General features: G+C 70.2%; 29 protein-coding genes. All 29 read left to right on the forward strand.

What is annotated here, in order from left to right; all coding sequences use genetic code 11:
- A partial coding sequence (locus tag C469_RS17380; protein ID WP_206536628.1) for a hypothetical protein occupies nucleotides 1-199 on the forward strand: 199 nt, incomplete at its 5' end.
- 77 nt (nucleotides 200-276) lie between these two features.
- Nucleotides 277-813 carry a peptide-methionine (S)-S-oxide reductase MsrA gene (gene msrA, locus C469_RS04480; protein WP_008004230.1) on the forward strand — a complete coding sequence of 179 codons (537 nt, stop codon included), beginning with the start codon at nucleotides 277-279 and terminating at the stop codon, nucleotides 811-813.
- 343 nt (nucleotides 814-1,156) lie between these two features.
- Complete coding sequence (gene ribH, locus C469_RS04485) at nucleotides 1,157-1,561, forward strand: 6,7-dimethyl-8-ribityllumazine synthase (RefSeq protein ID WP_008004233.1); 405 nt, start codon at nucleotides 1,157-1,159, stop codon at nucleotides 1,559-1,561.
- A gap of 29 nt (nucleotides 1,562-1,590) precedes the next feature.
- A complete protein-coding gene (locus C469_RS04490; protein WP_008004235.1) occupies nucleotides 1,591-2,745 on the forward strand; it encodes a pyridoxal phosphate-dependent aminotransferase in 1,155 nt (384 codons plus the stop codon).
- Between the two features lie 138 nt (nucleotides 2,746-2,883).
- Nucleotides 2,884-3,402: a universal stress protein gene (locus tag C469_RS04495; RefSeq protein ID WP_008004236.1), complete on the forward strand. Its 519-nt coding sequence runs from the start codon at nucleotides 2,884-2,886 to the stop codon at nucleotides 3,400-3,402.
- A gap of 52 nt (nucleotides 3,403-3,454) precedes the next feature.
- On the forward strand, nucleotides 3,455-3,895 hold the full coding sequence (locus C469_RS04500) for a DUF5788 family protein (protein ID WP_008004237.1): 441 nt from the start codon (nucleotides 3,455-3,457) through the stop codon (nucleotides 3,893-3,895).
- A 74-nt stretch (nucleotides 3,896-3,969) separates the two neighbouring features.
- Nucleotides 3,970-4,305: an Asp-tRNA(Asn)/Glu-tRNA(Gln) amidotransferase subunit GatC gene (gatC, locus tag C469_RS04505; RefSeq protein ID WP_008004238.1), complete on the forward strand. Its 336-nt coding sequence runs from the start codon at nucleotides 3,970-3,972 to the stop codon at nucleotides 4,303-4,305.
- Entirely contained in the window at nucleotides 4,305-5,609 is a 1,305-nt protein-coding gene (gene gatA / locus C469_RS04510) for an Asp-tRNA(Asn)/Glu-tRNA(Gln) amidotransferase subunit GatA (protein WP_008004239.1), read from the forward strand. Before gatC ends, gatA begins: the two co-directional genes overlap by 1 nt.
- A complete protein-coding gene (locus tag C469_RS04515; RefSeq protein WP_008004240.1) occupies nucleotides 5,606-6,112 on the forward strand; it encodes a DUF5797 family protein in 507 nt (168 codons plus the stop codon). The genes gatA and C469_RS04515 overlap by 4 nt, the downstream gene beginning before the upstream one ends.
- An 82-nt stretch (nucleotides 6,113-6,194) precedes the next feature.
- Nucleotides 6,195-7,364, forward strand: coding sequence for a bifunctional phosphopantothenoylcysteine decarboxylase/phosphopantothenate--cysteine ligase CoaBC (gene coaBC / locus C469_RS04520; protein ID WP_008004241.1), 1,170 nt, complete (start codon nucleotides 6,195-6,197; stop codon nucleotides 7,362-7,364).
- Between the two features lie 144 nt (nucleotides 7,365-7,508).
- On the forward strand, nucleotides 7,509-8,786 hold the full coding sequence (locus tag C469_RS04525; protein WP_008004242.1) for a monovalent cation/H+ antiporter subunit E: 1,278 nt from the start codon (nucleotides 7,509-7,511) through the stop codon (nucleotides 8,784-8,786).
- Nucleotides 8,783-9,088, forward strand: a complete 306-nt coding sequence (locus C469_RS04530; RefSeq protein WP_008004243.1) for a cation:proton antiporter — start codon at nucleotides 8,783-8,785, stop codon at nucleotides 9,086-9,088. The genes C469_RS04525 and C469_RS04530 overlap by 4 nt, the downstream gene beginning before the upstream one ends.
- On the forward strand, nucleotides 9,088-9,414 hold the full coding sequence (gene mnhG / locus C469_RS04535) for a monovalent cation/H(+) antiporter subunit G (RefSeq protein ID WP_008004244.1): 327 nt from the start codon (nucleotides 9,088-9,090) through the stop codon (nucleotides 9,412-9,414). The genes C469_RS04530 and mnhG overlap by 1 nt, the downstream gene beginning before the upstream one ends.
- Nucleotides 9,411-9,986, forward strand: a complete 576-nt coding sequence (locus C469_RS04540) for a DUF4040 domain-containing protein (protein ID WP_008004245.1) — start codon at nucleotides 9,411-9,413, stop codon at nucleotides 9,984-9,986. The genes mnhG and C469_RS04540 overlap by 4 nt, the downstream gene beginning before the upstream one ends.
- Nucleotides 9,983-10,666 carry an MnhB domain-containing protein gene (locus C469_RS04545; protein ID WP_008004247.1) on the forward strand — a complete coding sequence of 228 codons (684 nt, stop codon included), beginning with the start codon at nucleotides 9,983-9,985 and terminating at the stop codon, nucleotides 10,664-10,666. Before C469_RS04540 ends, C469_RS04545 begins: the two co-directional genes overlap by 4 nt.
- Nucleotides 10,663-11,172 (forward strand): cation:proton antiporter subunit C, encoded by a 510-nt coding sequence (locus C469_RS04550; protein WP_008004248.1) that lies wholly within the window; start codon nucleotides 10,663-10,665, stop codon nucleotides 11,170-11,172. Before C469_RS04545 ends, C469_RS04550 begins: the two co-directional genes overlap by 4 nt.
- Complete coding sequence (locus C469_RS04555) at nucleotides 11,165-12,805, forward strand: proton-conducting transporter transmembrane domain-containing protein (protein WP_008004249.1); 1,641 nt, start codon at nucleotides 11,165-11,167, stop codon at nucleotides 12,803-12,805. The genes C469_RS04550 and C469_RS04555 overlap by 8 nt, the downstream gene beginning before the upstream one ends.
- Nucleotides 12,802-14,946 (forward strand): cation:proton antiporter, encoded by a 2,145-nt coding sequence (locus C469_RS04560; protein WP_008004250.1) that lies wholly within the window; start codon nucleotides 12,802-12,804, stop codon nucleotides 14,944-14,946. The genes C469_RS04555 and C469_RS04560 overlap by 4 nt, the downstream gene beginning before the upstream one ends.
- Complete coding sequence (locus C469_RS04565; protein WP_008004251.1) at nucleotides 14,943-16,712, forward strand: Na(+)/H(+) antiporter subunit D; 1,770 nt, start codon at nucleotides 14,943-14,945, stop codon at nucleotides 16,710-16,712. Before C469_RS04560 ends, C469_RS04565 begins: the two co-directional genes overlap by 4 nt.
- 140 nt (nucleotides 16,713-16,852) lie before the next feature.
- Nucleotides 16,853-18,334, forward strand: coding sequence for a CRTAC1 family protein (locus C469_RS04570; protein ID WP_008004252.1), 1,482 nt, complete (start codon nucleotides 16,853-16,855; stop codon nucleotides 18,332-18,334).
- 67 nt (nucleotides 18,335-18,401) lie between these two features.
- Complete coding sequence (locus C469_RS04575) at nucleotides 18,402-18,602, forward strand: DUF7576 family protein (RefSeq protein ID WP_008004253.1); 201 nt, start codon at nucleotides 18,402-18,404, stop codon at nucleotides 18,600-18,602.
- 88 nt (nucleotides 18,603-18,690) lie between these two features.
- Nucleotides 18,691-19,416 carry a ribosome assembly factor SBDS gene (locus C469_RS04580; RefSeq protein ID WP_008004254.1) on the forward strand — a complete coding sequence of 242 codons (726 nt, stop codon included), beginning with the start codon at nucleotides 18,691-18,693 and terminating at the stop codon, nucleotides 19,414-19,416.
- Nucleotides 19,417-19,503: 87 nt separating this feature from the next.
- Nucleotides 19,504-19,998 (forward strand): YbaK/EbsC family protein, encoded by a 495-nt coding sequence (locus tag C469_RS04585; protein WP_008004256.1) that lies wholly within the window; start codon nucleotides 19,504-19,506, stop codon nucleotides 19,996-19,998.
- Between the two features lie 124 nt (nucleotides 19,999-20,122).
- The gene (locus C469_RS04590) at nucleotides 20,123-21,157 is read left to right on the forward strand and encodes a metal ABC transporter substrate-binding protein (RefSeq protein ID WP_008004258.1); all 1,035 of its coding nucleotides are present in this window, start codon (nucleotides 20,123-20,125) and stop codon (nucleotides 21,155-21,157) included.
- A gap of 100 nt (nucleotides 21,158-21,257) precedes the next feature.
- Nucleotides 21,258-21,998, forward strand: a complete 741-nt coding sequence (locus tag C469_RS04595; RefSeq protein ID WP_008004261.1) for a metal ABC transporter ATP-binding protein — start codon at nucleotides 21,258-21,260, stop codon at nucleotides 21,996-21,998.
- Nucleotides 21,998-23,056 carry a metal ABC transporter permease gene (locus C469_RS04600; RefSeq protein WP_008004264.1) on the forward strand — a complete coding sequence of 353 codons (1,059 nt, stop codon included), beginning with the start codon at nucleotides 21,998-22,000 and terminating at the stop codon, nucleotides 23,054-23,056. The genes C469_RS04595 and C469_RS04600 overlap by 1 nt, the downstream gene beginning before the upstream one ends.
- Nucleotides 23,057-23,163: 107 nt before the next feature.
- Nucleotides 23,164-23,448 carry a DUF7545 family protein gene (locus C469_RS04605; RefSeq protein ID WP_008004266.1) on the forward strand — a complete coding sequence of 95 codons (285 nt, stop codon included), beginning with the start codon at nucleotides 23,164-23,166 and terminating at the stop codon, nucleotides 23,446-23,448.
- A 77-nt stretch (nucleotides 23,449-23,525) separates the two neighbouring features.
- Nucleotides 23,526-23,960: a hypothetical protein gene (locus tag C469_RS04610; RefSeq protein WP_008004269.1), complete on the forward strand. Its 435-nt coding sequence runs from the start codon at nucleotides 23,526-23,528 to the stop codon at nucleotides 23,958-23,960.
- Nucleotides 23,957-24,505, forward strand: coding sequence for a GIY-YIG nuclease family protein (locus C469_RS04615; protein ID WP_008004271.1), 549 nt, complete (start codon nucleotides 23,957-23,959; stop codon nucleotides 24,503-24,505). The genes C469_RS04610 and C469_RS04615 overlap by 4 nt, the downstream gene beginning before the upstream one ends.
- Nucleotides 24,506-24,514: the final 9 nt, after the last annotated feature.

Below are 24,514 nucleotides of genomic sequence, written 5' to 3' on the forward strand. Positions count from 1 at the left end.
AGCGACTGAAGCGCGCAGCGAGCGTGCGCCCGCCTCACCGGCTGGGGCTTTGGAGGTGTTCACCGCAGAGTCGTCGATCACGTATCGCCGAGTGGCTGGGGCTTTGGAAGGCTTCTCCGCAGAGCTCTCGATCACGTACCGCCTCATCGGCTGGGGCTTTGGAGGTGTTCACCGTCGATCCGTAGCCATCGATTTATAAATCCGAACCCACAGGACGGATCACCTCTCACTCGTAAGCGCGCGCCATTAATACGTCTCCGAACCCTTGTCACAACTATGTCCGATCAGCTCGAAACCGCGACGCTCGGCGGCGGGTGCTTCTGGTGTACCGAGGCGGCGCTCGAACAGCTCGCCGGCGTCGAGTCGGTCACGTCCGGCTACGCCGGGGGTCACGTCGAGAACCCGACGTACAAAGGGGTCTGCTCCGGGAACACCGGCCACGCCGAGGTCGTGCAGGTCGAGTTCGACTCCGACGTGATCGCCTACGACGAAGTCCTCGAGGCCTTCTTCGAGATCCACGACCCGACCCAACTCAACCGACAGGGGCCGGACGTGGGGAGCCAGTACCGCTCGATCGTCCTCACCCACGATGAGGAACAGCGAGAGGTCGCCGAGGCGTACGTCGACGCGCTCGACGAGGAGTACGACGACGACGTGGTGACCGAGATCGAACCGCTGGAGACGTTCTACCGCGCCGAGGAGCACCACCAGGACTACTTCGCGAAGAACCCCGACGACGCTTACTGCACCTTCCACGCCAAGCCGAAGATGGAGAAGGTGCGCGAGAAGTTCGAGGCGAAAGTCGCGAAGTAGGGCGGTTACGATGCCGTGAGGTCTCCAGGCGCTCGGTATTGGGTATAAACGGTTGGTACTGACTCGGCGGCGAACACCTCCAAAGCCCCATCCGACCACACCGCCCCGCACCTCACGCCTCCCCAGCCTCGTCGCTCACCCGGGGCTCCCCTCCGTCGCCCGCGTCGTTCGCGACTCCCTCGCGCGGCGCTGTTCGCGCCCTTCGGCCGCTCACAGGCGCGCGCCACCGTATCGGCCATTTATAAGCACTCACCACTCGATCCCTCATCACTCCCGATCGCATTCGCCCGGCAACCCTCCTCCGGAACGGTAGACCTTTGCCGCCCCCGGTGTGAGCGGGCGTATGGTCTCGCTGGGACTGGTGGTCGCGCGGTTCAACGACTCCGTCACGGAGCCGATGGCCGAGGCCGCCCGCGAGGCGGCCGCCGACCGCGACGCCGTCATCGTCGACGAAGTGAGCGTGCCGGGAGCGTACGACAGCCCGCTGGCCGCCGACCGGCTCGCGCGCCGAGACGACGTCGACGCCGTCGCGGTCGTCGGCGCCATCGTCACCGGCGACACCGAACACGACCACGTGATCGCGAGCGCGACCGCCGACAAGCTCACGCGAGTGAGCCTCGACCGCGACACCCCCGTCACGTTCGGCGTGAGCGGCCCGGGGATGTCCGGCGCCGAGGCGCGCGAGCGGGTCGACAAGGGCGCGGACGCCGCCGAGGCGGCGATCGACCTCGCGGCGGAGCTCGACTGACGGAGACGAAACGACCACACCACACCACAATGAGCGACGCATACGACTTCTCAGAGCGGATCGGACGCGTAGAGCCCAGCGCCACGCTGGCGATATCGAACCTCGCGGCGGCGAAGGAGGCCGAGGGCGCCGACATCGTCGACCTCTCGGTCGGCGAGCCCGACTTCGACACGCCGTCGAACATCGTCGAAGCGGGGAAAGACGCCCTCGACGCCGGCCACACCGGGTACACCTCCTCGAACGGCATCCCCGAACTGAAGGAGTCGATCGCGGCGAAGCTCCGCGACGACGGGATCGACGCCGACGCCGACGAGGTGATCGTCACCCCCGGCGGCAAACAGGCGCTGTACGAGACGTTCCAGACGCTGATCGGCGACGGCGACGAGGTCGTCCTCCTCGACCCGGCGTGGGTCTCCTACGAGGCGATGGCGAAGCTCGCCGGCGCCGACCTCTCGCGGGTCGACCTGGCCCCGCACGGCTTCCAGCTCGAACCGGCGCTCGACGAGCTCGCGGAGACCGTCTCGAACGACACGGAGCTGCTCGTCGTCAACTCCCCGTCGAACCCGACGGGCGCGGTCTTCTCGGAGACCGCCTTGGAGGGCGTCCGCGACCTCGCGGTCGAACACGACGTCGCCGTGATCTCCGACGAGATCTACCAGCGCATCACCTACGACGCGGAGCACGTCTCGCTGGCGAGCCTCGACGGGATGGCCGACCGCACGATCACGGTCAACGGCTTCTCGAAGGCGTACTCGATGACCGGGTGGCGGCTCGGCTACCTCCACGCCACGGACGACTTCGTCGGGCAGGCCGGGAAGCTCCACTCGCACTCCGTCTCGTGCGCGGTCAACTTCGTCCAGCGCGCGGGCGTCGAGGCCCTCGAGAACACCGACGAGTCTGTCGCGGCGATGCGCGACGCGTTCCGCGACCGCCGCGACCTCCTCGTCGACCTGTTCGACGAGCACGGCGTCGACGTCGACGTGGGCGACGGCGCCTTCTACATGATGATCCCGGTCGCGGACGACGACCAGGCGTGGTGTGAGGCCGCCATCGAGGACGCTTCCGTCGCCTGTGTCCCCGGCAGCGCGTTCAACGCACCGGGCTACGCCCGGATCTCCTACGCCGCGAGCGAGGAGCGCCTCCGCGAGGCGGTCGATCGGCTCGTCTCGAACGACCTGCTGTAGGCGGGTCGTTCGCCCGATCACGCTCGACGAGGGGCCGATCGCACCCGACGAGGGGCCGATCGACCGCGGAGCGCCCGAGAGCGGGAACCTGCGGTGCGTTTTTATCGCTGTTCCTCGAAGTTTCAACTTGGTGGTACGATGTACGACCAGATACTGTATCCGACGGACGGGAGCACCGGGTCGGAAGCGGCGGCGGAACACGTCGAGGAGCTCGCGTCGGCGTTCGACGCGACCGTCCACGTGCTGTCCGTCGTCGACACGCGCCACGTCGCGATCGGGATGGGCGAGGCGTTCCTCGCCGACGACGGTGTCGCCCTGAGCAGCGACCCGTCGTCAGGCGCCGAGGGCGGGACTGTCGGAGGGACCGCCGACATCGACGAGCGACGGTCGGTGCTGCGGGAGCGGGGGGAGGCGATCGTCGAGGAAGCGAGCGCAGCGCTCGGTGGCATCGAGACGGCGACCGCCGTCGAGTCGGGCGACCCGCACGCGACGATACTCGAATACGCGGACGGGAACGACATCGACCTCATCGTGATGGGGACGCACGGACGGACCGGCCTCGATCGGTACCTGCTCGGGAGCGTCACGGAGAAGGTGGTGCGGATGGCGGACCCGCCGGTGGTGACGGTCCGCGCCGACGAGTCGGCGGACGAGTGAGCGCGGCCCCGTCACCGCAGCCCATTTTCGCGCCGGTCCCGAAACGGGGAGCATGAACGAGTCCGAGCGGGAGGCGATACTCGATCGGGTCACCAGCCAGAGCGCGACGGTCGGCGCGTCGGTCCCGGACGCAGTCACCATTGACGGAGCCGAGGTCGACCTCTCCGAGTTCATCGTGGAGACGCGGGCGATCGAGACGGTTCCCCCGGCGCTCGACCGGAAGGTGTCGTCGGTGAAAACGACGCTCCGCGCGGAGCGCGAGCGGCGGATGAACCGGCTTCGGGGCGAGCGCGAGGGGGACGGCGGCACCGACGCGACCGACGGCCCGCTGGACCGCGAGACGGCCGAGACGCTCGCCGACGAGATCGTCGGGATCGACCGAGCACTGAACGCCTTAGACACCATCCGTCACCCGGACTTCGCCGACGAACACCGCTCCGCGACGCTCGACGGCCACGAGCGCTGGCTCGCCTTCGTCGACGCCGTGCAGTGACGCCGCGGGCGTTCGTCGCGGGCCGGCGACGCCCGTTCCGAAACCCTTACTCCCGGAGCGGAACACCTCGGCGTATGAGCGATACGTCCGAGTCGGCGGACGACGCGGGGGAGGCGCCCGACGGGGGCGACGACGCCGCGGCCGCCGTCGACGCCGAGGAGGTCCGACACGTCGCGGAGCTGGCCCGCGTGCGGCTCGACGACGACGAGGTCGAGGCGTTCGCCGACCAGTTCGGCGACATCCTCGACTACTTCGAGGCGCTCGACGAGGTGCCCGAGACGGACCGAGAGGAAGAGCTCGTCAACGTGATGCGCCCCGACGAGGTCGAGGACGGACTCACGCAGGCGGAGGCGCTGTCGAACGCCGAGGAGACGGAGGACGGCTTCTTCGTCGGGCCGAAGGTGTCGTGATGGCGGCCGACTACAACCTCTTCATCACGGAGGAGACGATCGAGGGCGACGCGGACGCCGAGGGGCCGCTCGCGGGCGCGACGGTCGCGGTCAAGGACAACATCTCCACTGAGGGTATCCGGACGACCTGCGGCTCCGAGATGCTCACCGACTACGTCCCGCCGTACTCCGCGACGGTCGTCGACCGGCTGACCGAGGCGGGCGCGACGGTCGTCGGCAAGACGAACATGGACGAGTTCGGGATGGGGACGACGACGGAGACCTCCGCGTTCGGCCCCACCAAGAACCCGGTCGACCCGGAGCGCGTCCCCGGCGGCTCGTCGGGCGGGTCGGCGGCGGCGGTCGCCGCGGGCGAGGCCGACATCGCGCTCGGCTCCGACACGGGCGGCTCGGTGCGCTGTCCGGCCGCGTTCTGCGGCGTCGTCGGCATCAAGCCCACCTACGGGCTCGTCTCGCGCTACGGGCTCGTCGCGTACGCGAACTCCCTCGAACAGATCGGCCCGATCGCGGGCACCGTCGAGGAGGCGGCCGCCGGACTCGACGCGATCGCTGGCCCCGACCCGCACGACGGGACCACCCGCGACTTGAGCGAGGTCGAGGGCGCCGACCCCGACGCGAGCTACGCCGCGGCCGCCGACGGCGACGTCGATGGGCTGACAGTCGGGGTCCCGACCGAGCTGTTCGACGGCGCCGACGAGCGCGTCGTCGAGACGGTCGAGGCCGCGATCGCGGACCTCGAAGCGCAGGGGGCCGAGACCACCGAGATCTCGCTGCCTTCGGTCGAGCACGCAGTGCAGGCGTACTACGTGATCGCGATGGCGGAGGCGTCCTCGAACCTCGCGCGCTTCGACGGCGTCCGCTACGGCAACCGCGCCGACTCGGACGGGAACTGGAACGAGTCGTTCGCGGAGACGCGCGAGGAGGGGTTCGGCGCGGAGGTCAAACGCCGGATCCTGCTGGGGACGTACGCGCTCTCGGCGGGCTACCACGACAAGTACTACCAGAAGGCGCAGGACGCTCGGGCGTGGGTTCGACGGGACTTCGAGGAGGCGTTCGCGGACGTGGACGTGATCGCGTCGCCGACGATGCCGGTGCTCCCCTTCGAGCTCGGTGAGAGCCTCGACGACCCGCTCCGGATGTACCTCGCGGACGCGAACACCACCCCCGTCAACCTCGCGAACCTCCCTGCCGTCTCGGTGCCTGCGGGAGAGGCCGACGGGCTCCCGGTCGGGCTCCAGCTCGTCGGGCCGAAGTTCGACGAGGAGACCGTGATCCGCGCCGCGAGCGCGGTCGAGGACAGATGAGTCTGACCGACGAGGAGCGGAGCCGGCTCGCCGACATCGTCCGGCTCCAACCGACGAAGAACGGCGAGCTGCAGGACGCGTGGGGGCTCGAGAGCGGCAGCGAGGTCCATCAGTACTTGGAAACCCACCTGAAGGAGTACTACTACCGCGACGACGACAGTCTGATCCGATCGACCGCCGAGGCGAACGACCTCGTCGACGTCGAGCCCGGGATCGAGGCCGACGCGGTCGCGAAGGGCGCCGCGCCGGAGACGATCCGCGTCCCCGAGCTGGAGGCGCGGGTGTTCGAGGTCGTGGCGGGGCCCGACGAGCGCTCGCAGTCGGTCGTGGCCGTTCTCAACGCCGTCCGCGAGGCGTTCGACCTCGATCCCGACGTGGACGAGGTGCGGCGCGCGCTCCGGAGCCTCGAACGCAAGAACGTCGTCGAGGTGGTCTACCGGACCGTGCCGACGTTCAGACTGGCCGTCGAGCGCGACGAGGTCACCGTCGAAGTCGCGGAGTGACTCGCACCCATACGGCTCCCCGATCTCGACGCCGATCCGCAACGCTATCTTATAAGCCGCCGGGGCCGGAACCCTCTCGGTAATGCTACAGGGGGTCAACGTCGCGCTCGGCGTCTCGGGGAGCATCGCGGCGGTGAAGGTGGTCGAACTCGCTCACGAGCTGCGCCGCTGCGGCGCGAGCGTGCGCGCCGTCATGTCCCCGGCGGCGACGAACATCGTTCACCCGTGGGCGGTCGACTTCGCGACCGACGAGCCAGTCGTCACCGAGATTACCGGCGACGTGGAACACGTCGAACTCTGCGGACGCGACGGGTGGGCCGACGTGCTCCTCTTGGCGCCCGCGACCGCGAACACCGCGGGGAAGGTCGCGGCCGCGGTCGACGACACCCCGGTCACGACCTGCGCGACGACCGCGCTCGGCGCGGACGTGCCGGTCGTGATGGCGCCGGCGATGCACGAGCCGATGTACGACCACCCGGGCGTACTGGAGGCGCTCGACCGGTTGGAGGCGTGGGGCGTGACGTTCGCGGACCCCCGTATCGAAGAGGGGAAAGCGAAGATCGCCGCGGAGGACGACATCGTGACGCGGGTCGCTCGGGCGACGACGCCCCAGTCGCTCTCGGGGACTCACGTCGTCGTCACCGCGGGGGCGACGAAAGAGCGGATCGACCCGATCCGAATCCTAACGAACCGGGCGTCGGGGAAGACGGGACGCGCCGTCGCCCGGGCGCTGTACGTCCGGGGCGCGACCGTGACGCTGGTACAGGACGGCCCGGACGTCCCCTACGCCGACGTGGTCGCGGTCGAGACCGCGGCGGAGATGATGAAGGCGTGCCGCCGGACCGCGGCCACCGCCGACGCGCTGGTCTCCGCGGCGGCCATCTCCGATTTCACCGCCGACGCGGTCGACGAGAAGATCCGCTCCGGCTCGCCGCTGTCGGTCGATCTGGAGCCGACGCCGAAGCTGATCGACTCGGTGCGAGAGGCCTACCCGGACCTCCCGATCGTCGGGTTCAAGGCCGAGACCTCCGGCGACGACGCGGCGATGGTCGCGGAGGCGGAAGGGATCCGCGACCGGGTCGGGCTCGCGTTCGTCGTCGCGAACGACGCGAGCGTGATGGGCGGCGACGAGACCCGGGTCCTCCTCGTCGGCGAAGAGGGGACCGAACCCGAGGAGGCCGCCGGCTCGAAGGACGCCGTCGCCGGGCGGATCGCCGACAGGCTGGCCGCGGAGCTCGGGCGGTCGGCGTGACGACCGTCTCGATCCGCGCAGGCGGCGTCTGACCCCGAAACCGTCGCGGATACAAACTGTTTTGAGTCGGTAGAGAAAGGATCGGGACAGAGAGACACATGTGCATAGAGACGGCGAAACTCGGCTCCGTCAGAGGTGTGGTGGGTGGCTGACGCCGACGCCGGTAGCGACACCGCCGACGGCGAGGGCGGCGGCGAGGCTGGCGACCCCGACGCCGGTAGCGACACCGCCGACGGCCCCACCGGACAGAGCGGTTCCGACGGCGAAGCGGACCGCGAGTCCCCGTCCGCGCCGACCGGAGGGATCGTCGTGCCCGTCGAACCGACGCCGACCCTCCGCGCGACGGTCGCGCACGCGGTCGAGACGGCCGTCGACGACGGCTTCGCGACGATCCACCTCGTGGAGATCGCATCGTGGCGGAACGGCGACCCCGGCGCCGACGACCGGGCGGCGTCGGCCGAGCGCGTCCTCGAGCGCGCCGAGGCCTGGGCGCTCTCCGACCTCGACGACCTCGACGGGGAACGCCCCTCGGTGACGGTCGCGACGGAACTCATCGGCGCCGACGAGTACCTGTTCGGGCCGGACGACTACGTCCGAGTGCTCGCCGCCTATGCGGAGGAGCACGGCGCCGACGCGGTGCTGCTCGATCCGGAGTACACGCCCGTCGGGAACACCACCCTGCTCCAGCCGCTGGAGTTCGCGCTGTCGAACACCTCGCTGTCCGTCGAGACGGCCCCGGTGACCCGGCCGACCCGGCGCGAGCGGCTCCGGAGCGAGGCGACCGGAACGCGGTTCGTCGCGATGTTCGGCTTCTCGCTGGCCTTCTACTTGGTGCTCGGCGACCCGTTCTACTGGTTCGACTGGGTGACCGGCGTCGCGACCGCGGCGATCGTCTCGATCACCCTCTCGCGGGTCAGCATCGACACCGAACCGGCGGTTCCGCGGACGCCGATGCGGGTGCTCCGCGGCGTGATCTACGTCCCCGTCCTCCTCTTCGAGATCGTCAAGGCGAACGTCGAGGTCGCCCGGGTGATACTGGACCCGCGGCTCCCGATCGAGCCGACGATGAACCGGATGCGCGTGATCGTCGGGAGCGGGCTCCCGCTGATGACGCTCGCGAACTCGATCACGCTGACGCCGGGGACGCTGACGGTGCGCGCCCGCGACAGCGACCTGTACGTCCACTCGCTCATCCCGTCGGCCCGCGACGGGCTCTTCGACGGCTCCCTAGAGCGCTGGACGCGGTTCGTCTACTACGGACGGGCGTCCGCGCGGCTCCCGACGCCTCGCGAGCGCGACGACTGCGCGATCTTGCAGGGGCCGGACGCGACGGAGGAACTGCCGATCGCCGCGGCCGACGGCGGAGCGTCGCCCGGTGACGAGGACGGCGAGGCGGAAGCGGAGGGGGTGACCGACGCGTGAGCGTCGTCGACGCCTCGCTCATCGCCGGCTACACCGTCGGCGACTTCCTGCTGCTCGCGGCCGCGGGGTTCACCGTGCTCGCGATCGGGATGCTCTACCGGGCCGTGAAGGGCCCGACGATGCAGGACCGGGTGCTCGCGGTGAACGTCCTCGGGACGAACACCGTCGTCATCCTCGCCATCCTGAGCGCCGCGCTCTCGGAGCCGACGTTCCTCGACATCGCCTTAGTGTACGCGCTGTTGAACTTCCTGATGGCCATCGCCATCTCGAAGTTCACCGTCGAGCGGGGTGGCGTGCTGTGATGGACGCGCTCGGAACCGCCCGCGTGGGGCTCGTCGTCGCCTTCACCCTGCTCGGGCTGTTCTTCTCGTTCGTCTCGATGACGGGCGTCCTTCGGCTTCCGGACGTGTACTCGCGGGCGCACACCGCCTCGCAGGCGGACACGCTCGGCGCCGGCTTCGGGCTGGCCGCGGTCGCCCTCGCGATCGGCTGGGAGGCCGCCGGGGTCAAGAGCGTGCTCCTGCTCCTGTTCATCTTCGTGACGAACCCGACGGCGGCCCACGCGATCGCCCGGGCCGCCTTCGAGGAGGGGACCGTGCCGTGGACCGAGGGGGACGAGCGCCGATGACGGCGCCGCTTCCCGCCTCCCCGGTCGTCGCGCAGGTCACCGCGATCGAGGCGAGCCTGCTCGCGTTCGTCGTGCTCACGGCGCTCGCGACCGCGCTCGCCCGCGACGTGCTCGCGGCGGTCATCGTCTTCGGGGCGTACAGCCTCGGGATGGCCGCACTGTACACGTTCTACCGGGCGCCCGACGTGGCGCTGACGGAGGCCGCGATCTCGGCCGGCGTGACGACCGTCCTGCTGCTGTTGACGCTCGCGAAGACGACCCGGATCGACCACGAGACCGCCTTCGAGTCGGTGAACCTCCCGGCCGCGGGCGCCGCCGGGTTCCTGTTCGCCGGGCTCCTGCTCACCATGAGCGACATCCCGGCGATCGGCTCGCCGGACGCGCCGGTCTGGTCGAACCCGGACGTGACGCAGTGGTACCTCGCGGAGTCGTACGCGCAGACCCACGTCGAGAACACCGTGATGGCCGTGCTGGCGGCGTTCCGCGGGTTCGACACCTTCGGCGAGGCGGTCGTCGTCTTCGCCGGTGGAATCGCGGCGCTGATCGTCCTTCACCGGGAGGTGTTCGCATGAGCGACGTCGTCGACGACACCGACATGACAGACACAGCCAGCGACACGGCCGAAGACAGCGAAGTAAACGCATCTCTTGACGCCGAGTCCGACCTCCCCCCGCACCGCGCCGTCTCCCGGTCGGGGCGACTCGACTCCGAGGAGCGGCAGGGGACGCCCTACACCGAGAGCCAGGTGATCATGCCGACCGTGAAGATCGTCGCGCCGATCGCGTTCACCTTCGGCCTCTTCATCACCTTCCACGGGAGCGGCTCGCCCGGCGGCGGGTTCCAGGGCGGCGCGATCATGGCCGCGGTGGTGTTCATGATCGCGTTCGCGTTCGGCATCGAGTCGACGCGCGACTGGCTCGCGAACACCGTCGTCGTCGCGCTCGCGGTCGGCGGTGCGCTCGTGTTCGCCGGTATCGGGCTCGTTCCGGTCGCGCTCGGCGGGGCGTTCCTCCAGTACGACCTCCTGCCGATCCCGATCCTCGATCCCGTCAAGTACGGGATGGAGGGCGTCGAGATCCTCGGGATCGCCCCCATCGTGGCCGGCGTGCTCATGGGGCTGTTCTTCCTGCTCGCGAGGGGGTTCAACTCCGTCGGAGGTGGGCTCGGAGACGGCTCCCTCGACGAGGACGAATCGATCGACGAGAGCGGGCCCCTCGAGGAGGACGCGGCCGACGCCGGAGGTGACCGATGACCGGCGTCGCCCTCGGCGCCGCGGCCGACGCCGCTTCCGGTTTCGCGGCCGCCCTCGCGTCCGGTACCGCGACCGCCTCGGCGCTCGACGTGTTGACGACGAGACACGCGTACGTCGCGTTCGCGCTGCTGTTGTGTATCGGACTCTACATGATGATCGCCAACCAGAACCTCGTGAAGAAGATTATCGGCCTCAACCTGTTCCAGACGGCGATATTCCTGCTGTTCATCACCTCGGCGTACGTCGAGGGCGGCGCGATCCCGATCGTCCCCGAGGGCGCGGCCGAGACGGGGACGTTCGTCAGCCCGCTCCCGCACGTGATCGTCCTCACCGCCATCGTCGTCGGCGTGAGCCTCACCGCGGTGGGCCTCGCGCTCTGTATCCGGATTTACGACGAGTACGGGACGCTCCGCACCGACGTGCTCAGAGAGCTGTTGCGCGACGAGGGGTCGCTCCCGGAGCGACCGGCGGTCGGCGGTGCCGACGGGGGTGAGGCCGATGAGTGACGTGCTCCTCCCGGTCGCCATCGCCGTCCCGCTCGTCGCGGCGACGCTCCCGCTCGCGCTCGGGCTGAAGTACGAGCGGGCGGGCTGGCCCGTGGCGGCGGTCGCGACGACCGCACTCGCCGGGCTCGCGGCCGCGATCGGGATCGAGGTGGCCCGCGGCGGAGCGCTCTCGCACGCGCTTGGCACGTACGAGCCCCCGATCGGGATCGAGCTGGTGGCCGACGAGCTGTCGGTCGCGGTGCTCGCCTTGGTCGCCGCCGTCTCGCTGGCGACGCTCGCGTTCGCGCGCGTGGCCGGCCCGCGCGGCAACTCGTTTTACAGCGGGTACCTGCTGCTCGTCGGCGGGCTCACCGGGCTCGTGCTCACCGGCGACCTGTTCAACATGTTCGTGTTCTTAGAGATCGTCGGGATCTCCACGTACGCGCTCATCGCGGCCGACCGGTCCGGAGCGAGCGCGTACGCCTCGCTGAAGTACCTCGTGGTGGGGACGGTCGGCGCCTCGTTATACCTGCTGGGCGTCGGCTACGCCTTCCTCGCGACGGGGACGCTGAACATGCTCGACATGCAGGCGCAGATCGTCCAGCAGGCGAGCTACGCCGACCCCCTGATCCGCGCGAGCTACGCGCTGATCGTCGCGGGGCTCGGCCTGAAGATCGCCGTGTTCCCGATCCACGCGTGGCAGCCGGACGCGTACCAGCGCGCGCCGGACGCGGTGACGACGGTCGTCGCGGCGCTCGTGTCGACCGCGAGCGCGTACGCGCTGATACGAGTGTCGTACACCGTCTTCACCGTCGACTTCCTCGCGGCCAACGACGCGATCACGACGGGCATGCTGATCGTCGCCGGCGCGTCCATCCTCGCGGGATCCGCGCTCGCGGCGATGCAGTCCGACCTCAAGCGGATGTTCGCGTACTCCTCCGTCGCCCAGTTCGGGATGATCGTCGCCGCGATCGCGCTCGCGAACGAGACCGCGCTGCTCGGCGGGATCGTCCACCTCGTCGGTCACGGCCTGCTGAAGTTCGGACTGTTCCTCGGGATCGGCCTGCTGGCGCTCGGCTACGGCGCCCGCAAGCTCGACGACCTCGCGAGCGCGGCCCGCTCCGCCCCCTACACGAGCGGCGCGGTCGCCCTGCTCGGGCTCGGACTCGTCGGGATCCCGCCGTCGATCGGCTTCCTCGGGAAGTGGTACATCGGCGTCGGCGCGGTCGAGTCGAGCATGGCCGGCGGCGACCCCGCCGGAATCGGGATCGCCGTCGTGATCTTCGTCAGCACGCTGTTCACGCTGTCCTACGTCGCGCGGGTGATAGAGCGGTTCTACTTCGCCGGCGTCGGGCTCTCGGACGGTCACGGAGACGACCACGACGAGAGCGGTCACGGTGACGGCGGCGGCCACGACGACGCCGACCGCGGCGTCGCAGCCGACGGCGGTCGCGAATCGGTGACCGACGACGACGGCGACGGTCCCCTCACGCCCGTCGAGGGGGCGCCCCGGTCGCGGCTCGTTCCGGACCGCGTTCCCCCGGCGTCGCTCGCGATCTTGGTCCTCGCGGCGCTGACGACGGTCGCGCTCGGCTTCGGCGGCTACGCGCTGTTCGAGTGGTTCGACCCGTACCTCACGGAGGTGTTCGCATGACTGACGTACCCATAACCGATCTACGCCCCCTACTGGCCGTCCTCGTCTCGTTCGTCGCGGCGTTCTTCATCGTCGCGTCGTACCGTTCCCCGAACGTCCGCGAGGGGTGGACGATCGCCGCGGCGGTCGCGAAGTTCGCGATCGTCGCCTCGATGCTCCCGGCCGTCCTCGACGGCGCGGTGTTCGAGACCTCGCTCGGGGCGTTCCTGCCCGGGATCGAGTTCGTGCTGCGCGCGGACGCGCTGGGGATGCTGTTCGCGTTCCTCGCGAGCGGGCTCTGGATCGTCACCTCCTTCTACAGCATCGGCTACATGCGCGGCAACGACGAGACGAACCAGACCCGCTACTTCGCCGCGTTCGCCGTGTCGCTGTCGGCGACCATGGGGATCGCGTTCGCGGGCAACCTCGTGACGATCTTCGTCTTCTACGAGATCCTCTCGATCGCGACGTACCCGCTCGTCGCCCACGACGAGACCGACGAGGCCCGCGCGGCCGGCCGGAAGTACCTCGCGTACACGATGTTCGGCGGCGGCGTGCTCGTGCTCGCGGGGACGGCGCTCGTCTACCTGATCGCCGGCAACGTCGACTTCACCGCCGGCGGCATCGAGGAGCTCGCGAACGCGGACCCCGGCCTCGCGATGCTCGCCTTCTTCCTCCTCGCGATCGGGTTCGGCGTGAAGGCCGGGATCATGCCGCTCCACCAGTGGCTCCCCGAGGCGATGGTCGCGCCGACGCCCGTCTCCGGGCTGCTCCACGCGGTCGCGGTCGTCAAGTCCGGCGCGTTCGGCGTCTCGCGGGTCGTCCTCGACGTGTTCGGCCCGGAGCTCGTCTTCGACCTCTCGCTCCCGTTCGGCTTCTCGGCCGGGCTCGTCCTCTCGACGATCGGCGCGGTCACGCTGACCGCGGCCTCGATCATCGCGCTGCGGAAGGACCACCTGAAACAGCGGCTCGCCTACTCGACGGTGAGCCAGCTGAGCTACATCATCCTCGGGCTCGGGCTGTTCGGCTGGTACGGGCTCGTGGGCGCGCTGTTGCACATCCCGGCGCACGCGTTCATGAAGCTCACCCTGTTCTTCTGCGCCGGGAACCTCCACGTCTCGACGCACACCGACTACATCTCGGAGATGGCGGGGATCGGCAAGCGGATGCCCCTGACGATGGGGGCCTTTACCGTCGCCTCGCTCGGGATGGCGGGGATCCCCCTGCTCGCCGGGTTCGTGAGCAAGTATTACATGCTGATCGGCGGGATCCGGATGGGCGCCCAGTTCACGCCCGTCGCCTACTACCTCGTCGGGGCGCTGCTGCTCTCGGGGGTGCTCAACATCGCGTACTTCTGGCCGGTGATCTACACCGCCTTCTTCGAGTCGGAGGACGCCCACGACGCGAAGCCGCTCGTCGAGTTCCGGATGGGCGGGGAGTCGCGGTCGACGCTGGCGGCGACCGATGGTGGCCGCGCAGCCGACGACGCGGCCACCGACGGGGGCCGTCCGGAGGACGAGGACGACGTCGGGAGCGACGAGGCCGACGACGAAGACGCCGACATCGACGAGGTCGTCGAGAGCGCCGAGGGCGGCTCGGCGGTCGACACTGAGGACGCGGATCCCGCCGGCGACGACCACGAGGTGCCGGACGACTCCGACATCCCCGACGCGGAGATGGACGACCTCCCGACCGACGAGGAGGGCGTGGTTCGCCCGGACTTCGACACGAGCGACCGGGACTTCTCGGAGCCCGCGGAGCGCGTCGACACCGGCGATTACGCGGTCGACTCGCGTCCTTCGGACGCCGACGTGCCGTTCGGCGTGGGGCGCGGCGGCGACGGTGACGATACCGGATCCGACGACCACGAGAGTCGCGACGACCGCGAGACCCGCGACGACGCGGCCGGCGACGACCACACGGACCACGCGGACCACGATGACGGCGGCCACGCCGGCGGACCGCCCGCGGGCGGCTGGGAGCGAATCGACGGGCTCGACGCCCTCCGGGGACGCGAGTCGACGTGGTTCACGCTCGGCCCGATCCTCACCGCGATGGGCCTCGCGGTGCTGCTCGGCGTGATTCCCTACGAGATGGGCTTCCTGGAGCTGGTCGAGCTCATCGTCGACACGCGGCTCCCCGAGGAGGTGACGCGCCCGTGAACCCGATCCTCACGTCGGTGCCGCCGTACGTGCTGCTCGCGTTCGCCGCGCTCGCCGTGCTGGCGCTCCCGCGCCGGTCCGGTCACGCGGTGGCCGCGCTGGCGACGGCGTTCACCTTCGCGCAGGCCGTTCTGCTCGGCGACGGCGGGACGGGCGCGCACCTCGCGACGCAGTTCCTCGGGTTCGACGTGGTGTGGTTCAACGTCGACCAGTTCTCGCTGCTGATGGGCGTCGTCGTCGGCTTCCTCGCGACCGCCGCGGTGCTGTACGCGTACGGCACCGAGGCGCCCACGTGGGTGACGGCGTTCGCGCTGATCTACGTCGCCACGACGGTCGGGACGATCTACGCCGGCGACTGGCTCACCCTGATCTTCTTCTGGGAGCTGATGGCCGTCACCTCGACGCTCCTGGTGTGGCAGTACGGCGGGGCGGCGGTCCGGGCCGGCTACCGCTACGCGATCTTCCACGGGATCGGCGGGACGCTCCTGCTCGGGGCCGTCGTCGTCCACTTCGCGAACGCCGGGACCTTCCTGTTCTCGGCGACGGACGGAATCGACGCCTCCGCGACGCTGCTCGCCGCGATCGGGATCGGCGTCAACTGCGGGTTCATCTTCCTGCACACATGGCTGCCGGACACCTACCCGCGCCCGCACGTCGCGGCGTCGGTGTTCCTCTCGGTGTTCACCACGAAGACCGCGGTGTACGTGATGTACCGCGCGTTCCCCGAGGGCGGCATGTGGCTCGCGTACCTCGGCGGCTTCATGGCCGTCTACGGCGCCTTCTTCGCGCTGCTGCAGTACGACCCGCGCCGCCTGCTGTCGTACCACATCCAGGCGCAGGTCGGCTACATGCTCGCGGGGCTCGGACTCGCGACGTACGTCGGCGAGTTCGCCGTCACCGGCGGGTTCGCGCACCTGTTCAACAACGTCCTTTATAAGAGCCTGCTGTTCATGGCGGTCGGCGTCGTGATCTACCGGACGGACGTCGAGGACATCAGGGACATGGGCGGGCTCTGGCGGGTGATGCCTGTCACCTTCCTCGTGTACGTCGTGGGCGCGGCGTCGATTACGGCCGTTCCGGGCTTCAACGGGTTCATCTCGAAGGGGATGGTGATCGACTCCGCCCACGAGGTGCACAACTTCGAGCTGCTGTTCGGCGAGGGGCTCCTCTGGTGGCTCCTGATCCTCGGCGGCGTGGGGACGTTCATGTCGTTCATCAAGCTCGGCTACTACGTGTTCTTCCACGGGTCGGCGACGCTGTCGCCGAAGGACGCGACGCCGTTCCAGACCGCCGGCATGGTGCTGGCGGGCGGGGCGTGCGTCTTCTTCGGGGTGTTCTACTACCAGCTGATCGAGCTGATGCCGTTCACGGAGATCATTCTCAGCGAGGACGTGTACTTCAAGCCGTACAGCATGAGCCACCTGACCGAGAGCGCGGCGCTGCTCGTCACCGGGTTCGTCGGCTTCTTCGCGCTGAAGCGCCCGCTCGCCTGGCTCGCCCACCACATGCGCGACGTCGACGCGGTGACGTACCCGGCGACGTTCTATCTCGGTCGCGGGTCGGTCTGGGGCGTCACCGAGCTGTGGGCCGCCGTCGACCGCGCGGTGATGGCGACGATCGCGAGCGCCGAGTGGATCGGGATGCACCCGCGAGAGGCGCTCGCGCGCGCCGGCGTCGACGTCGAGATCCGGACCGGCATCGGCCGGAGCGTCCTCTTCTTGACGCTCACTGCCGGGGTCGCGCTGTTCGTGTTCGTGCTCAGCTAGCGCGGCTCGGACCGATTTATAAGCGGTCGGCGCTCCGCCGCCGTCGCTCGCCGTCGACCGCGCTCGCGAGCGCTCGCAGTTATAAAGTCGTCTCCGAGCGGACCCGTGAGTTCTTATTCCCCGAGCGGTGACGGACGGCCATGTTCACGGAGCGGTCCGATATCGTCGCGGACGACGACCCGGTTCGGGGCTACGGCGTCGCGGTGACGCCCGGCCGGGAGGGGCCGCTCGTGTTCGTCGCCGGCTACGGCGAGCCCAACCGGCTGTACGCCCCCGACGGCGACCGCTTCGTCGACACGGCCTGCGGGATCGTCGCCGACGGGACTCGACACGGGATGGGCGTGTGCGCGGCCGACCTCGACGCCGACGGCTGCGAGGAGGTGTACGTCCACAACTGCACCAAGGGCGTCGACGGCGGCGGCGACCCCGACCTCCTCTTAAATCGCCTCGAGTCCGAGCGGTACCGATGGACCGATCTGTTCGCGCTCGACGTGAACGCGGACCGCCTCGCCGTGCGCGCCGGCCGGTCGGTCGCCGCGCTCGACCGCCTCGGGACCGGCCGCTACGGCGTCGCCGTCTCCGGGTACGCCGCCCCGCTCTCCTTCTACGAGATCGGGGACGACGGCGAGATCACGGACATGGCCGACGCGGTCGGGCTGGAGGTCAATGGCGGGTGTCGGTCGCTGCTCGCGGTCCCGCACTGCTCCGGCGAGGGCGACCTGTTCGCGGGGGTCGAGCGGGGACCGAACCGGCTGTTCCGGAACGACGGCGGCCACTACGACAGCGCCGAGAGCGGGACCGCGCTCTCGGACCCGGCCGGCGACACGCGCGGGGCCGCTCTGGTCGACGAAGACGGCCGGTTCGCGTTCGCGGTCGGCAACGAGGGCGGGCCGAACCGACTCCTCCGCCAGACGGCCGACGGGGAGTTCGTCGACGCCGCGCCGCCCGCGCTCCGCGACACCGGGCGGGTCCGGACCGTCGTCGCCGCCGACTTCGACAACGACGGCCGCGAAGAGCTGTTCTTCAACGCCTCCGGAGAGCCCAACCGGCTCTTCTCGCGCGCCGACGAGGCGACGAGAGGAGGGGCGGGCGGGCCCGACGGGAGCGACGCCGACGCGCGCTGGCGTCGCGTCGACCCCGGGCCGGCCGCCGAGCCGGACGGCTTCGGCACCGGCGCGGTCGCGGCCGACATCGACGGGGACGGCGTCCTCGAGCTGATCGTGGTCCACGGCGAGGTCGCGGCCCAACCGATCGCGGTGTACAAGGACCCGACCGCGGCGGCCGCCGGATGGCTCCGCGTCCGCCCGACCACGCGTCACGGAGCGCCCGCTCGGGGCGCCGTCGTCCGGCTCGAAACGACCGACGGCGTCCAGCGCCGCACCGTCGACGCCGGCGGCGGCTGCCTCTGTCAGACGGAGCCGGTGGCGCACTTCGGGCTCGGGGGTGCGACCCCGGTCCGGGTCGACGTTCGGTGGCCGGACGGCCGCGAGCGGGCGCTGACAGACCCGGCCGCGAACGCGGAGTTCGCGGTCGAACACCCCTCGCGGACCGCTGACCCGACCGGGAGGCGGCGAGGACGGGGACGGGCCGAGCGGAGCGACGGCCGGCCCGCCGGTCGATGAGTCCGAGCCGCACGGCCAGAACTGCCGCCCTTCGCGGGTTCAAGTGTCCGGAGGCGTACGGACGGGTATGGTAGATCCGACTTCCGACCTCGAGGAGGACGTCGACGAGGAGTCCGCGCCGCGCTGTGCGACCTGTGGGGAGCCCGCGCTGGGCGTCGGTCGCCGAACCGTGACGTGGGTCGACGGCGGCGACGCGGTGCACCGACACTTCTGCTCGCAGCGCTGTCGAGACGAGTGGCCGGACGAGCGGCCCTCGGCCGGGAGCTGACCGGCGGACGAGAGCCGACCGAACGGGACAGTCGCGCCCGCGGCGCGTCGCGGGAGGCTTTTTCACCACGGGGGTGGTATCGGAAGGTATGATATCGCTCGACGAGGCCGTGACGGCCCGACTGGAGTCGCACGGCGAACGGTTCGAGGTGCTGATCGACCCCGACGCGGCGCTGGCGATGAAACGGGGGGAGTTCGAGGGCGATCTGGAGGACGTGATCGCCGCCGAGGACGTGTTCGAGAACGCGTCTCGGGGCGATCGCCCGGCGGAGGAGGACTTGGAGACGGTGTTCGGAACGACCGACCCGCTCGAGATCATCCCCGAGATCGTCGAGCGCGGGGAGATCCAGATCACCGCCGAGCAGCGCGAGGAGATGATGGAACGCAAGCACAACCAGCTCGTCACCACCATCACGCGCAACGCGGTGAACCCGCAGATGGACGACTCGCCGCATCCGCCGGAGCGCATCGAGCGCGCCCTCGAGGAGGCGGGGTTCCAGGTCGACCCGATGGAGCCGGTCGAGAACCAGGTCGACGACGCGCTCGAGGCGCTCCGCCCCGTCATCCCGATCCGCTTCGAGGAGGTGACGATGGCGGTCCAGCTCCCGGCCGACTACGCGGGCTCCGGACAGGCGCAGATCCGCGAGTTCGGCGACCTCGAACGCGAGGAGTGGCAGAACGACGGCTCGTGGGTCGGCGTGCTCACCTTCCCCGCCGGGCTCCAGAACGACCTGTACGACCTCGTCAACGAGGTCACCTCCGGCGAGGGGGACGCCCGCGTGATCAAGGACAAAGACGAGCTGCGGACGCGCTGAGCGGGCGGTCGTTTTTGCCCCTTTTAAAATGGACCCGCATAGCACCGCATCCGGGAGGTTGATGCCGGCTCCCGTTCCCCTACTCCCATGCACGAGCGCGCGGCGGAGTTCCAGGAGCGAGTACGGGATCGACACGGCGTCGACCTCGACGTGCTGGAGTTCGAGGCCGGAACGGAGACGGCGGCCGCGGCCGCAGACGCCGTCGGCTGTGACACCGCGGCGATCGCCTCCACCATCGTGGTGTCGCTCGCGGAGCCCGAGCGGGAGGCGGGGCCGGAGAACCTCGCCGCGGCGGTCACGAGCGGCGCGAACCGGCTCGACCTGGACGCGGTCGCGGAGCAGTTCGGCGCCGCCTCGGCGGCGATGGCGGACCCGGAGCGGATCCGCGAGGTCGTCGGCTGGAGCATCGGCGGCGTCCCCCCGATCGGTCACGACGCCGCGCTCCCGACCGTCTTCGACCCGACGCTCGCGAGGTACGACACCGTCTACGGCGCGGCGGGAACGCCGAGCGCGGTGTTCGCGACCGAGCCGGAGGCGCTCGTCGACCTCGCCGGCGCGACGGTCGTCGATCTCACCGAGTAACGGGAGCGTCTGCGCCCGAACGGCCGCGCCGAGTTGTTAACCGGCGGCGCTCTCGGCGCCCGAGTTATTAATTTAGAGTTGTGAAATAACAACCTTTTTCTGTTAATCCATGGTATCGATCGGTATGACACACTCACGACGGTCGGTGCTGCGGCGCGGCGCCGGGTTCGCGGTGGCGGGGGCGGCGGCGTCGCTGGCCGGGTGTTCCGACGCCGCGAGCGGCGGATCCGGGGAGTTCGACTCCGGCTACGCCGCCTTCTTCACGCTCCACGACTGGGCGAATCAGGTCGCCGGCGACCACGCGACGTTCGAGGACCCGGTCGACGTGGGACGGCTCGGCCACGGGTGGACCCCGGACGGGAACCTCGCCGCGGACGTCGCGTCGACGGACGCGTTCGTCTACCTCGACAACTCGGAGTTCTCGTGGGCGCAGGACCTCGCCGCGACGCTCGAAGAGGACTACGACACGGTCGCCGTGATCGACGGGCTCGCCGGGGTGGAAGACGACCTCCTCGACTGGGATCACTCGCACGAGGAGGAGGGGGAAAATCGCGAGGAAGACGGCCACGACGAGGAAGACGGCCACGACGAGGAAGAGGAAGAGAACCACGACGAGAGCGGCCAGTACGACCCGCATGTCTGGGTCGATCCGGTTCTCGCCGCCGATGTCGTCGACACGATCGCCGCGGGGCTCGGAGAGGCGGATCCCGACAACGCCGACGCGTACGCCGATAACGCCGACGCGTACGCCGAGGAGCTCGACGCGGTTGACGCCGCCTTCCAGTCGATCGCCGAGAACGCGGCGCGCGACGTGGCGGTCATGGCTGGCCACAACTCATTCCAGTACCTGGAGGCGCGCTACGGGTTCCGGCTCCACTCGCCGGTCGGCGTCTCGCCGCAGAACGAGCCGACGCAGAGCGAGATCGCCGACACGATCGAGCTCGTGAACACGGAGGGGATCGACGCGGTGTTGTACGACCGCTTCGAGTCGTCCACCCTCGCCGAGTCGATCGTCGAGAACAGCGACGCGACGGAGGCGATCCCCGTCACGCCAGCCGGGGGGACCACCCGCGAGTGGAACGACGCCGGGTACGGCTACCTCGAACAGATGACCGAGGTCAACGTCCCCGCCTTCGAGCGGGCGTTCGACGCGCAGTGATCGGAGCGGGCGACGAGCCGCCGGTCGACCTGCCGGCGCGGCGGCTCGACGACGGACTAAAAGAGCTAAACGTGCGGGCGACCCACGTCGGACACACGCAGTGACTCCGATTGTCGACCTCGACGGCGTGACGTTCGCCTACGGCGACACCGTCGCCGTGAGCGACGTCTCTCTGACGGTCGACGAGGGCGATTTCCTCGGGCTCGTCGGCCCGAACGGCTCCGGGAAGACCACCCTCCTCCATCTCATGCTCGGGCTTCACGAGCCCGACGAGGGGTCCATCGAGCTGTTCGGCCGGCCGGTCGACGAGTTCGACGACGGCGGCCGGATCGGCTACGTCTCCCAGAAGGCGACGAGCCGAGGCGGCGCGATGCCGGTCACCGTCCGCGAGTGCGTCACCATGGGTCGGTTCGCGCACGCCGGCCGCGGGCGGCTTTCGACGGCCGACCGCGCCGCCGTCGCGGACGCGATCGAGACGGTCGGCGTCGGCGACCTCGCCGACCGGCTCGTCTCGGAGCTGTCGGGCGGCCAGAAACAGCGGGCGTACATCGCGCGCGCCCTCGCGAGCGACGCCGACTTACTCGCTCTCGACGAGCCGACCGTCGGCGTCGACGCCGAGTCGCGCGACGCCTTCTACGCCCTCCTCGACGACCTGAACGGCGAGGGGATCACCATCATCCTCATCGAACACGACATCGGCGTCGTCACCGACCGCGCGAACCGCATCGCCTGTATCAACACCGAGCTGTACCACCACGGGGACACCGAGTCGTTCGTCGAGAGCGACGCCCTCGCGGAGGCGTACGGCACCACCGGACAGGTCGTCCACCACCACCACTGATGAGCGAAAAAGGACCTTCGGACGACCAGGACGCGTCTCGGCCCGACCGCGGGCTCCGCCGGACCGCGGAGCTCGTCGGGATCGGGGTCACGGGCGTCGTCGCGGTCGCCATGCTCGGGTTCGTCCTGCTCTACTGGGCGCAGGACCTCCCGGTGGCGAGCGACCTGTACGCCGCGTTCCGCTCGCTCGGGCGCGGGATGGACGCCGCGTTCGGCACGAACGTGTTCCGACACCCGATCATGTGGCAGTCGATGGCGGTCGGCGTGCTCGTCGGGGTCGTCGCGCCGCTCGTCGGGTCGTTCCTCGTCCACCGCGAGATGGCGCTGATCGGCGAGACGCTCGCGCACACCGCCTTCGCCGGGGTCGCGATCGGTATCCTCGTCACCTCGTCGACCGGATGGAACGGCTCGCTGCTGCTCGTCGCGCTCGTCGTGGGGATCCTCGGCGCGCTCGTGGTCCAGTGGCTCACGGAGCGCACCGACGCCTACGGCGACGTGCCCATCGCGATCATGCTCAGCGGGAGCTTCGCGGTCGGCACCCTGATCATCAGCTACGGCGACGGCCTCACCGGAGTCAACATCAGGGGGTACCTGTTCGGGAACCTCGCGGTCGTCACGCCGGAGGGGGCGCGCGTGATGGGCGCGCTCTCGCTGATCGTCGTCGCTGGCGTGGCGCTGACGTACAAACAGCTCCTCTTCATCACCTTCGACGAACAGGCCGCGCGGGTCGCCCAGCTGAACGTCACCGGATACAACACCCTGCTCGTGGTGTTGACGGCGGTCGTCGTCGTCGGCGCGATGCAGGTGCTCGGCGTCATCCTCGTCGCGGCGATGCTCGTCGTCCCGGTCGCGGCCGCCTCCCAGATCGCCCGGAGCTTCCGCGAGACGATGTACCTCGCCGTGATCTTCGGACAGCTCTCCGTGATCGGCGGCTTCGCCGTCTCGATCGGTCTCGGACTCCCCTCCGGTGGATCGATCGTCGTCACGGCCATCGCGGTGTACCTCGCGACCATCGTCGGCTCGGGCTTCTCGGTGAAGGCCATCTCGGCGCACGGATGAGTCGGTCGCAGGGGACCCACGAGAACGCCACGGGGCGCAGCTAGCGCCCGTGCACGCGAGGCGCGCGCTTTCCACAGACCCTTATGTGCCGGTCCCGTCCGACGGGTATGGGAGACACTGAGACCTACACGGTCACTGACCCCGACGGCAACGAGGAGTCGTTCGAACTGCCCGCCGGCCTCGTCGACGTGCTCAGCCAGCAGGGCGAGGAGCCGACCCGCGTCGTCAGCGACGTGGTGGTGCAGGCGATGGCCCAGCAGGCGCACGTCATCGCCCACCACAGCGAGGGCGAGGTCCCGGACGACATCGCGGAGATGAACGACACCGCCGCGGAACTGTTCGAGGAACGCTTCGGCCAGTCGCTCGAAGACGCGCTCGGCCACTCGCACTGATCGGTTCGCTCGGTCGCTTTTTAATATCGCAACCGCTCCGGCCGGCCGCTTAAGCCGCCGGAGCGCGTACCGCACGCATGGACTCCGACCCGGACGCGCCGGTGCTGATCTTCGACGGCGACTGCCCGTACTGCTCGGTGGCGGCCGTCGCGCTCCGGCGGCTGGAGGGCGTCGTCGCGGTCCCGTGGGAGGCCGACCCCGTCGGCCCGTTCCTCGACGCGCAGTTCGGCTCGCGCCCGTTCGCGATGGTGCTCGTCGACCCCGGCGAGCGACGGGTGTACGCCGGCCGCTCGGCGGCCGAGGAGCTCGCCGATCGCGCCGGCACGCCGGGGATCGTCGGCGGGCTCGTCCGCGACAACTACGACCGGATTGCCGGCGTGGTCGGGACCCTCTCGGGACGCGGTCGCGACCCCGCCGACGTTCACGAGACCTACCAGCTGACCGACGCCGCGAGCGACCTCGTCGACGACCTCCGTCCCGCGGCGAGCGAGCCGCCGGAGGCACTGCCGTGAGCGGGGACGCGACCGGAAGCGACGCGGTCGAGGGCGGCCCCGAGAGCGACGCGGGCGGCACCTACACCCTCCTCGTCGAACTCGCAGCGCCGGCGGCGATCGACGTCGGCGCGCTCGGCGAACACCGATTTAACTCCGGGGAGTACGCGTACACGGGCAGCGCGCTCGGCGCCGGGGGGTTCGCCCGCGTCGACCGCCACCGCCGGACCGCCCGCGGCGACCACGACGTGCGCCACTGGCACGTCGACCACCTGCTCGGTCATCCGGACGCCCGGATCGCCGGCGTCGTTCGGAGCGTCGGCGCCGACGTGGAGTGTTCGGTCGCCGACCGACTTCCCGCGGGGCCGGTCGACGGCTTCGGCGCGTCCGACTGCGACTGCGAGAGCCACCTCGCCGCGGGCGGCGACGGCCCCGCCGACCTCGCCGCGCTGGTCTGCGAGGCGCACGAGGCCGCGGTCGCGGGGATCGACGGTCGCGTCGACGTGATCGGTAGATCGGCGGAGGGAGTCGAGGATCCGGCCGACGACGCGAGCGCGACTCGGTGAGTCGTCGGG

The sequence above is a fragment of the Halorubrum lipolyticum DSM 21995 genome, from assembly GCF_000337375.1.
Taxonomy (GTDB): domain Archaea; phylum Halobacteriota; class Halobacteria; order Halobacteriales; family Haloferacaceae; genus Halorubrum; species Halorubrum lipolyticum.

What these genes read in the sequence shown, in the direction of transcription:
- mnhG (WP_008004244.1), top strand. Translation starts at nt 9,088, where the DNA reads ATGGACGCGCTCGGAACCGCCCGCGTGGGGCTCGTCGTCGCCTTCACC.
- C469_RS04515 (WP_008004240.1), top strand. Translation starts at nt 5,606, where the DNA reads ATGAGTCTGACCGACGAGGAGCGGAGCCGGCTCGCCGACATCGTCCGG.
- C469_RS04540 (WP_008004245.1), top strand. Translation starts at nt 9,411, where the DNA reads ATGACGGCGCCGCTTCCCGCCTCCCCGGTCGTCGCGCAGGTCACCGCG.
- C469_RS04580 (WP_008004254.1), top strand. Translation starts at nt 18,691, where the DNA reads ATGATATCGCTCGACGAGGCCGTGACGGCCCGACTGGAGTCGCACGGC.
- ribH (WP_008004233.1), top strand. Translation starts at nt 1,157, where the DNA reads ATGGTCTCGCTGGGACTGGTGGTCGCGCGGTTCAACGACTCCGTCACG.
- C469_RS04585 (WP_008004256.1), top strand. Translation starts at nt 19,504, where the DNA reads ATGCACGAGCGCGCGGCGGAGTTCCAGGAGCGAGTACGGGATCGACAC.
- C469_RS04490 (WP_008004235.1), top strand. Translation starts at nt 1,591, where the DNA reads ATGAGCGACGCATACGACTTCTCAGAGCGGATCGGACGCGTAGAGCCC.
- C469_RS04495 (WP_008004236.1), top strand. Translation starts at nt 2,884, where the DNA reads ATGTACGACCAGATACTGTATCCGACGGACGGGAGCACCGGGTCGGAA.
- C469_RS04605 (WP_008004266.1), top strand. Translation starts at nt 23,164, where the DNA reads ATGGGAGACACTGAGACCTACACGGTCACTGACCCCGACGGCAACGAG.
- C469_RS04555 (WP_008004249.1), top strand. Translation starts at nt 11,165, where the DNA reads ATGAGTGACGTGCTCCTCCCGGTCGCCATCGCCGTCCCGCTCGTCGCG.
- C469_RS04610 (WP_008004269.1), top strand. Translation starts at nt 23,526, where the DNA reads ATGGACTCCGACCCGGACGCGCCGGTGCTGATCTTCGACGGCGACTGC.
- C469_RS04500 (WP_008004237.1), top strand. Translation starts at nt 3,455, where the DNA reads ATGAACGAGTCCGAGCGGGAGGCGATACTCGATCGGGTCACCAGCCAG.
- msrA (WP_008004230.1), top strand. Translation starts at nt 277, where the DNA reads ATGTCCGATCAGCTCGAAACCGCGACGCTCGGCGGCGGGTGCTTCTGG.
- C469_RS04550 (WP_008004248.1), top strand. Translation starts at nt 10,663, where the DNA reads ATGACCGGCGTCGCCCTCGGCGCCGCGGCCGACGCCGCTTCCGGTTTC.
- coaBC (WP_008004241.1), top strand. Translation starts at nt 6,195, where the DNA reads ATGCTACAGGGGGTCAACGTCGCGCTCGGCGTCTCGGGGAGCATCGCG.
- C469_RS04570 (WP_008004252.1), top strand. Translation starts at nt 16,853, where the DNA reads ATGTTCACGGAGCGGTCCGATATCGTCGCGGACGACGACCCGGTTCGG.
- C469_RS04590 (WP_008004258.1), top strand. Translation starts at nt 20,123, where the DNA reads ATGACACACTCACGACGGTCGGTGCTGCGGCGCGGCGCCGGGTTCGCG.
- C469_RS04575 (WP_008004253.1), top strand. Translation starts at nt 18,402, where the DNA reads ATGGTAGATCCGACTTCCGACCTCGAGGAGGACGTCGACGAGGAGTCC.
- C469_RS04560 (WP_008004250.1), top strand. Translation starts at nt 12,802, where the DNA reads ATGACTGACGTACCCATAACCGATCTACGCCCCCTACTGGCCGTCCTC.
- gatC (WP_008004238.1), top strand. Translation starts at nt 3,970, where the DNA reads ATGAGCGATACGTCCGAGTCGGCGGACGACGCGGGGGAGGCGCCCGAC.
- gatA (WP_008004239.1), top strand. Translation starts at nt 4,305, where the DNA reads ATGGCGGCCGACTACAACCTCTTCATCACGGAGGAGACGATCGAGGGC.
- C469_RS04600 (WP_008004264.1), top strand. Translation starts at nt 21,998, where the DNA reads ATGAGCGAAAAAGGACCTTCGGACGACCAGGACGCGTCTCGGCCCGAC.
- C469_RS04545 (WP_008004247.1), top strand. Translation starts at nt 9,983, where the DNA reads ATGAGCGACGTCGTCGACGACACCGACATGACAGACACAGCCAGCGAC.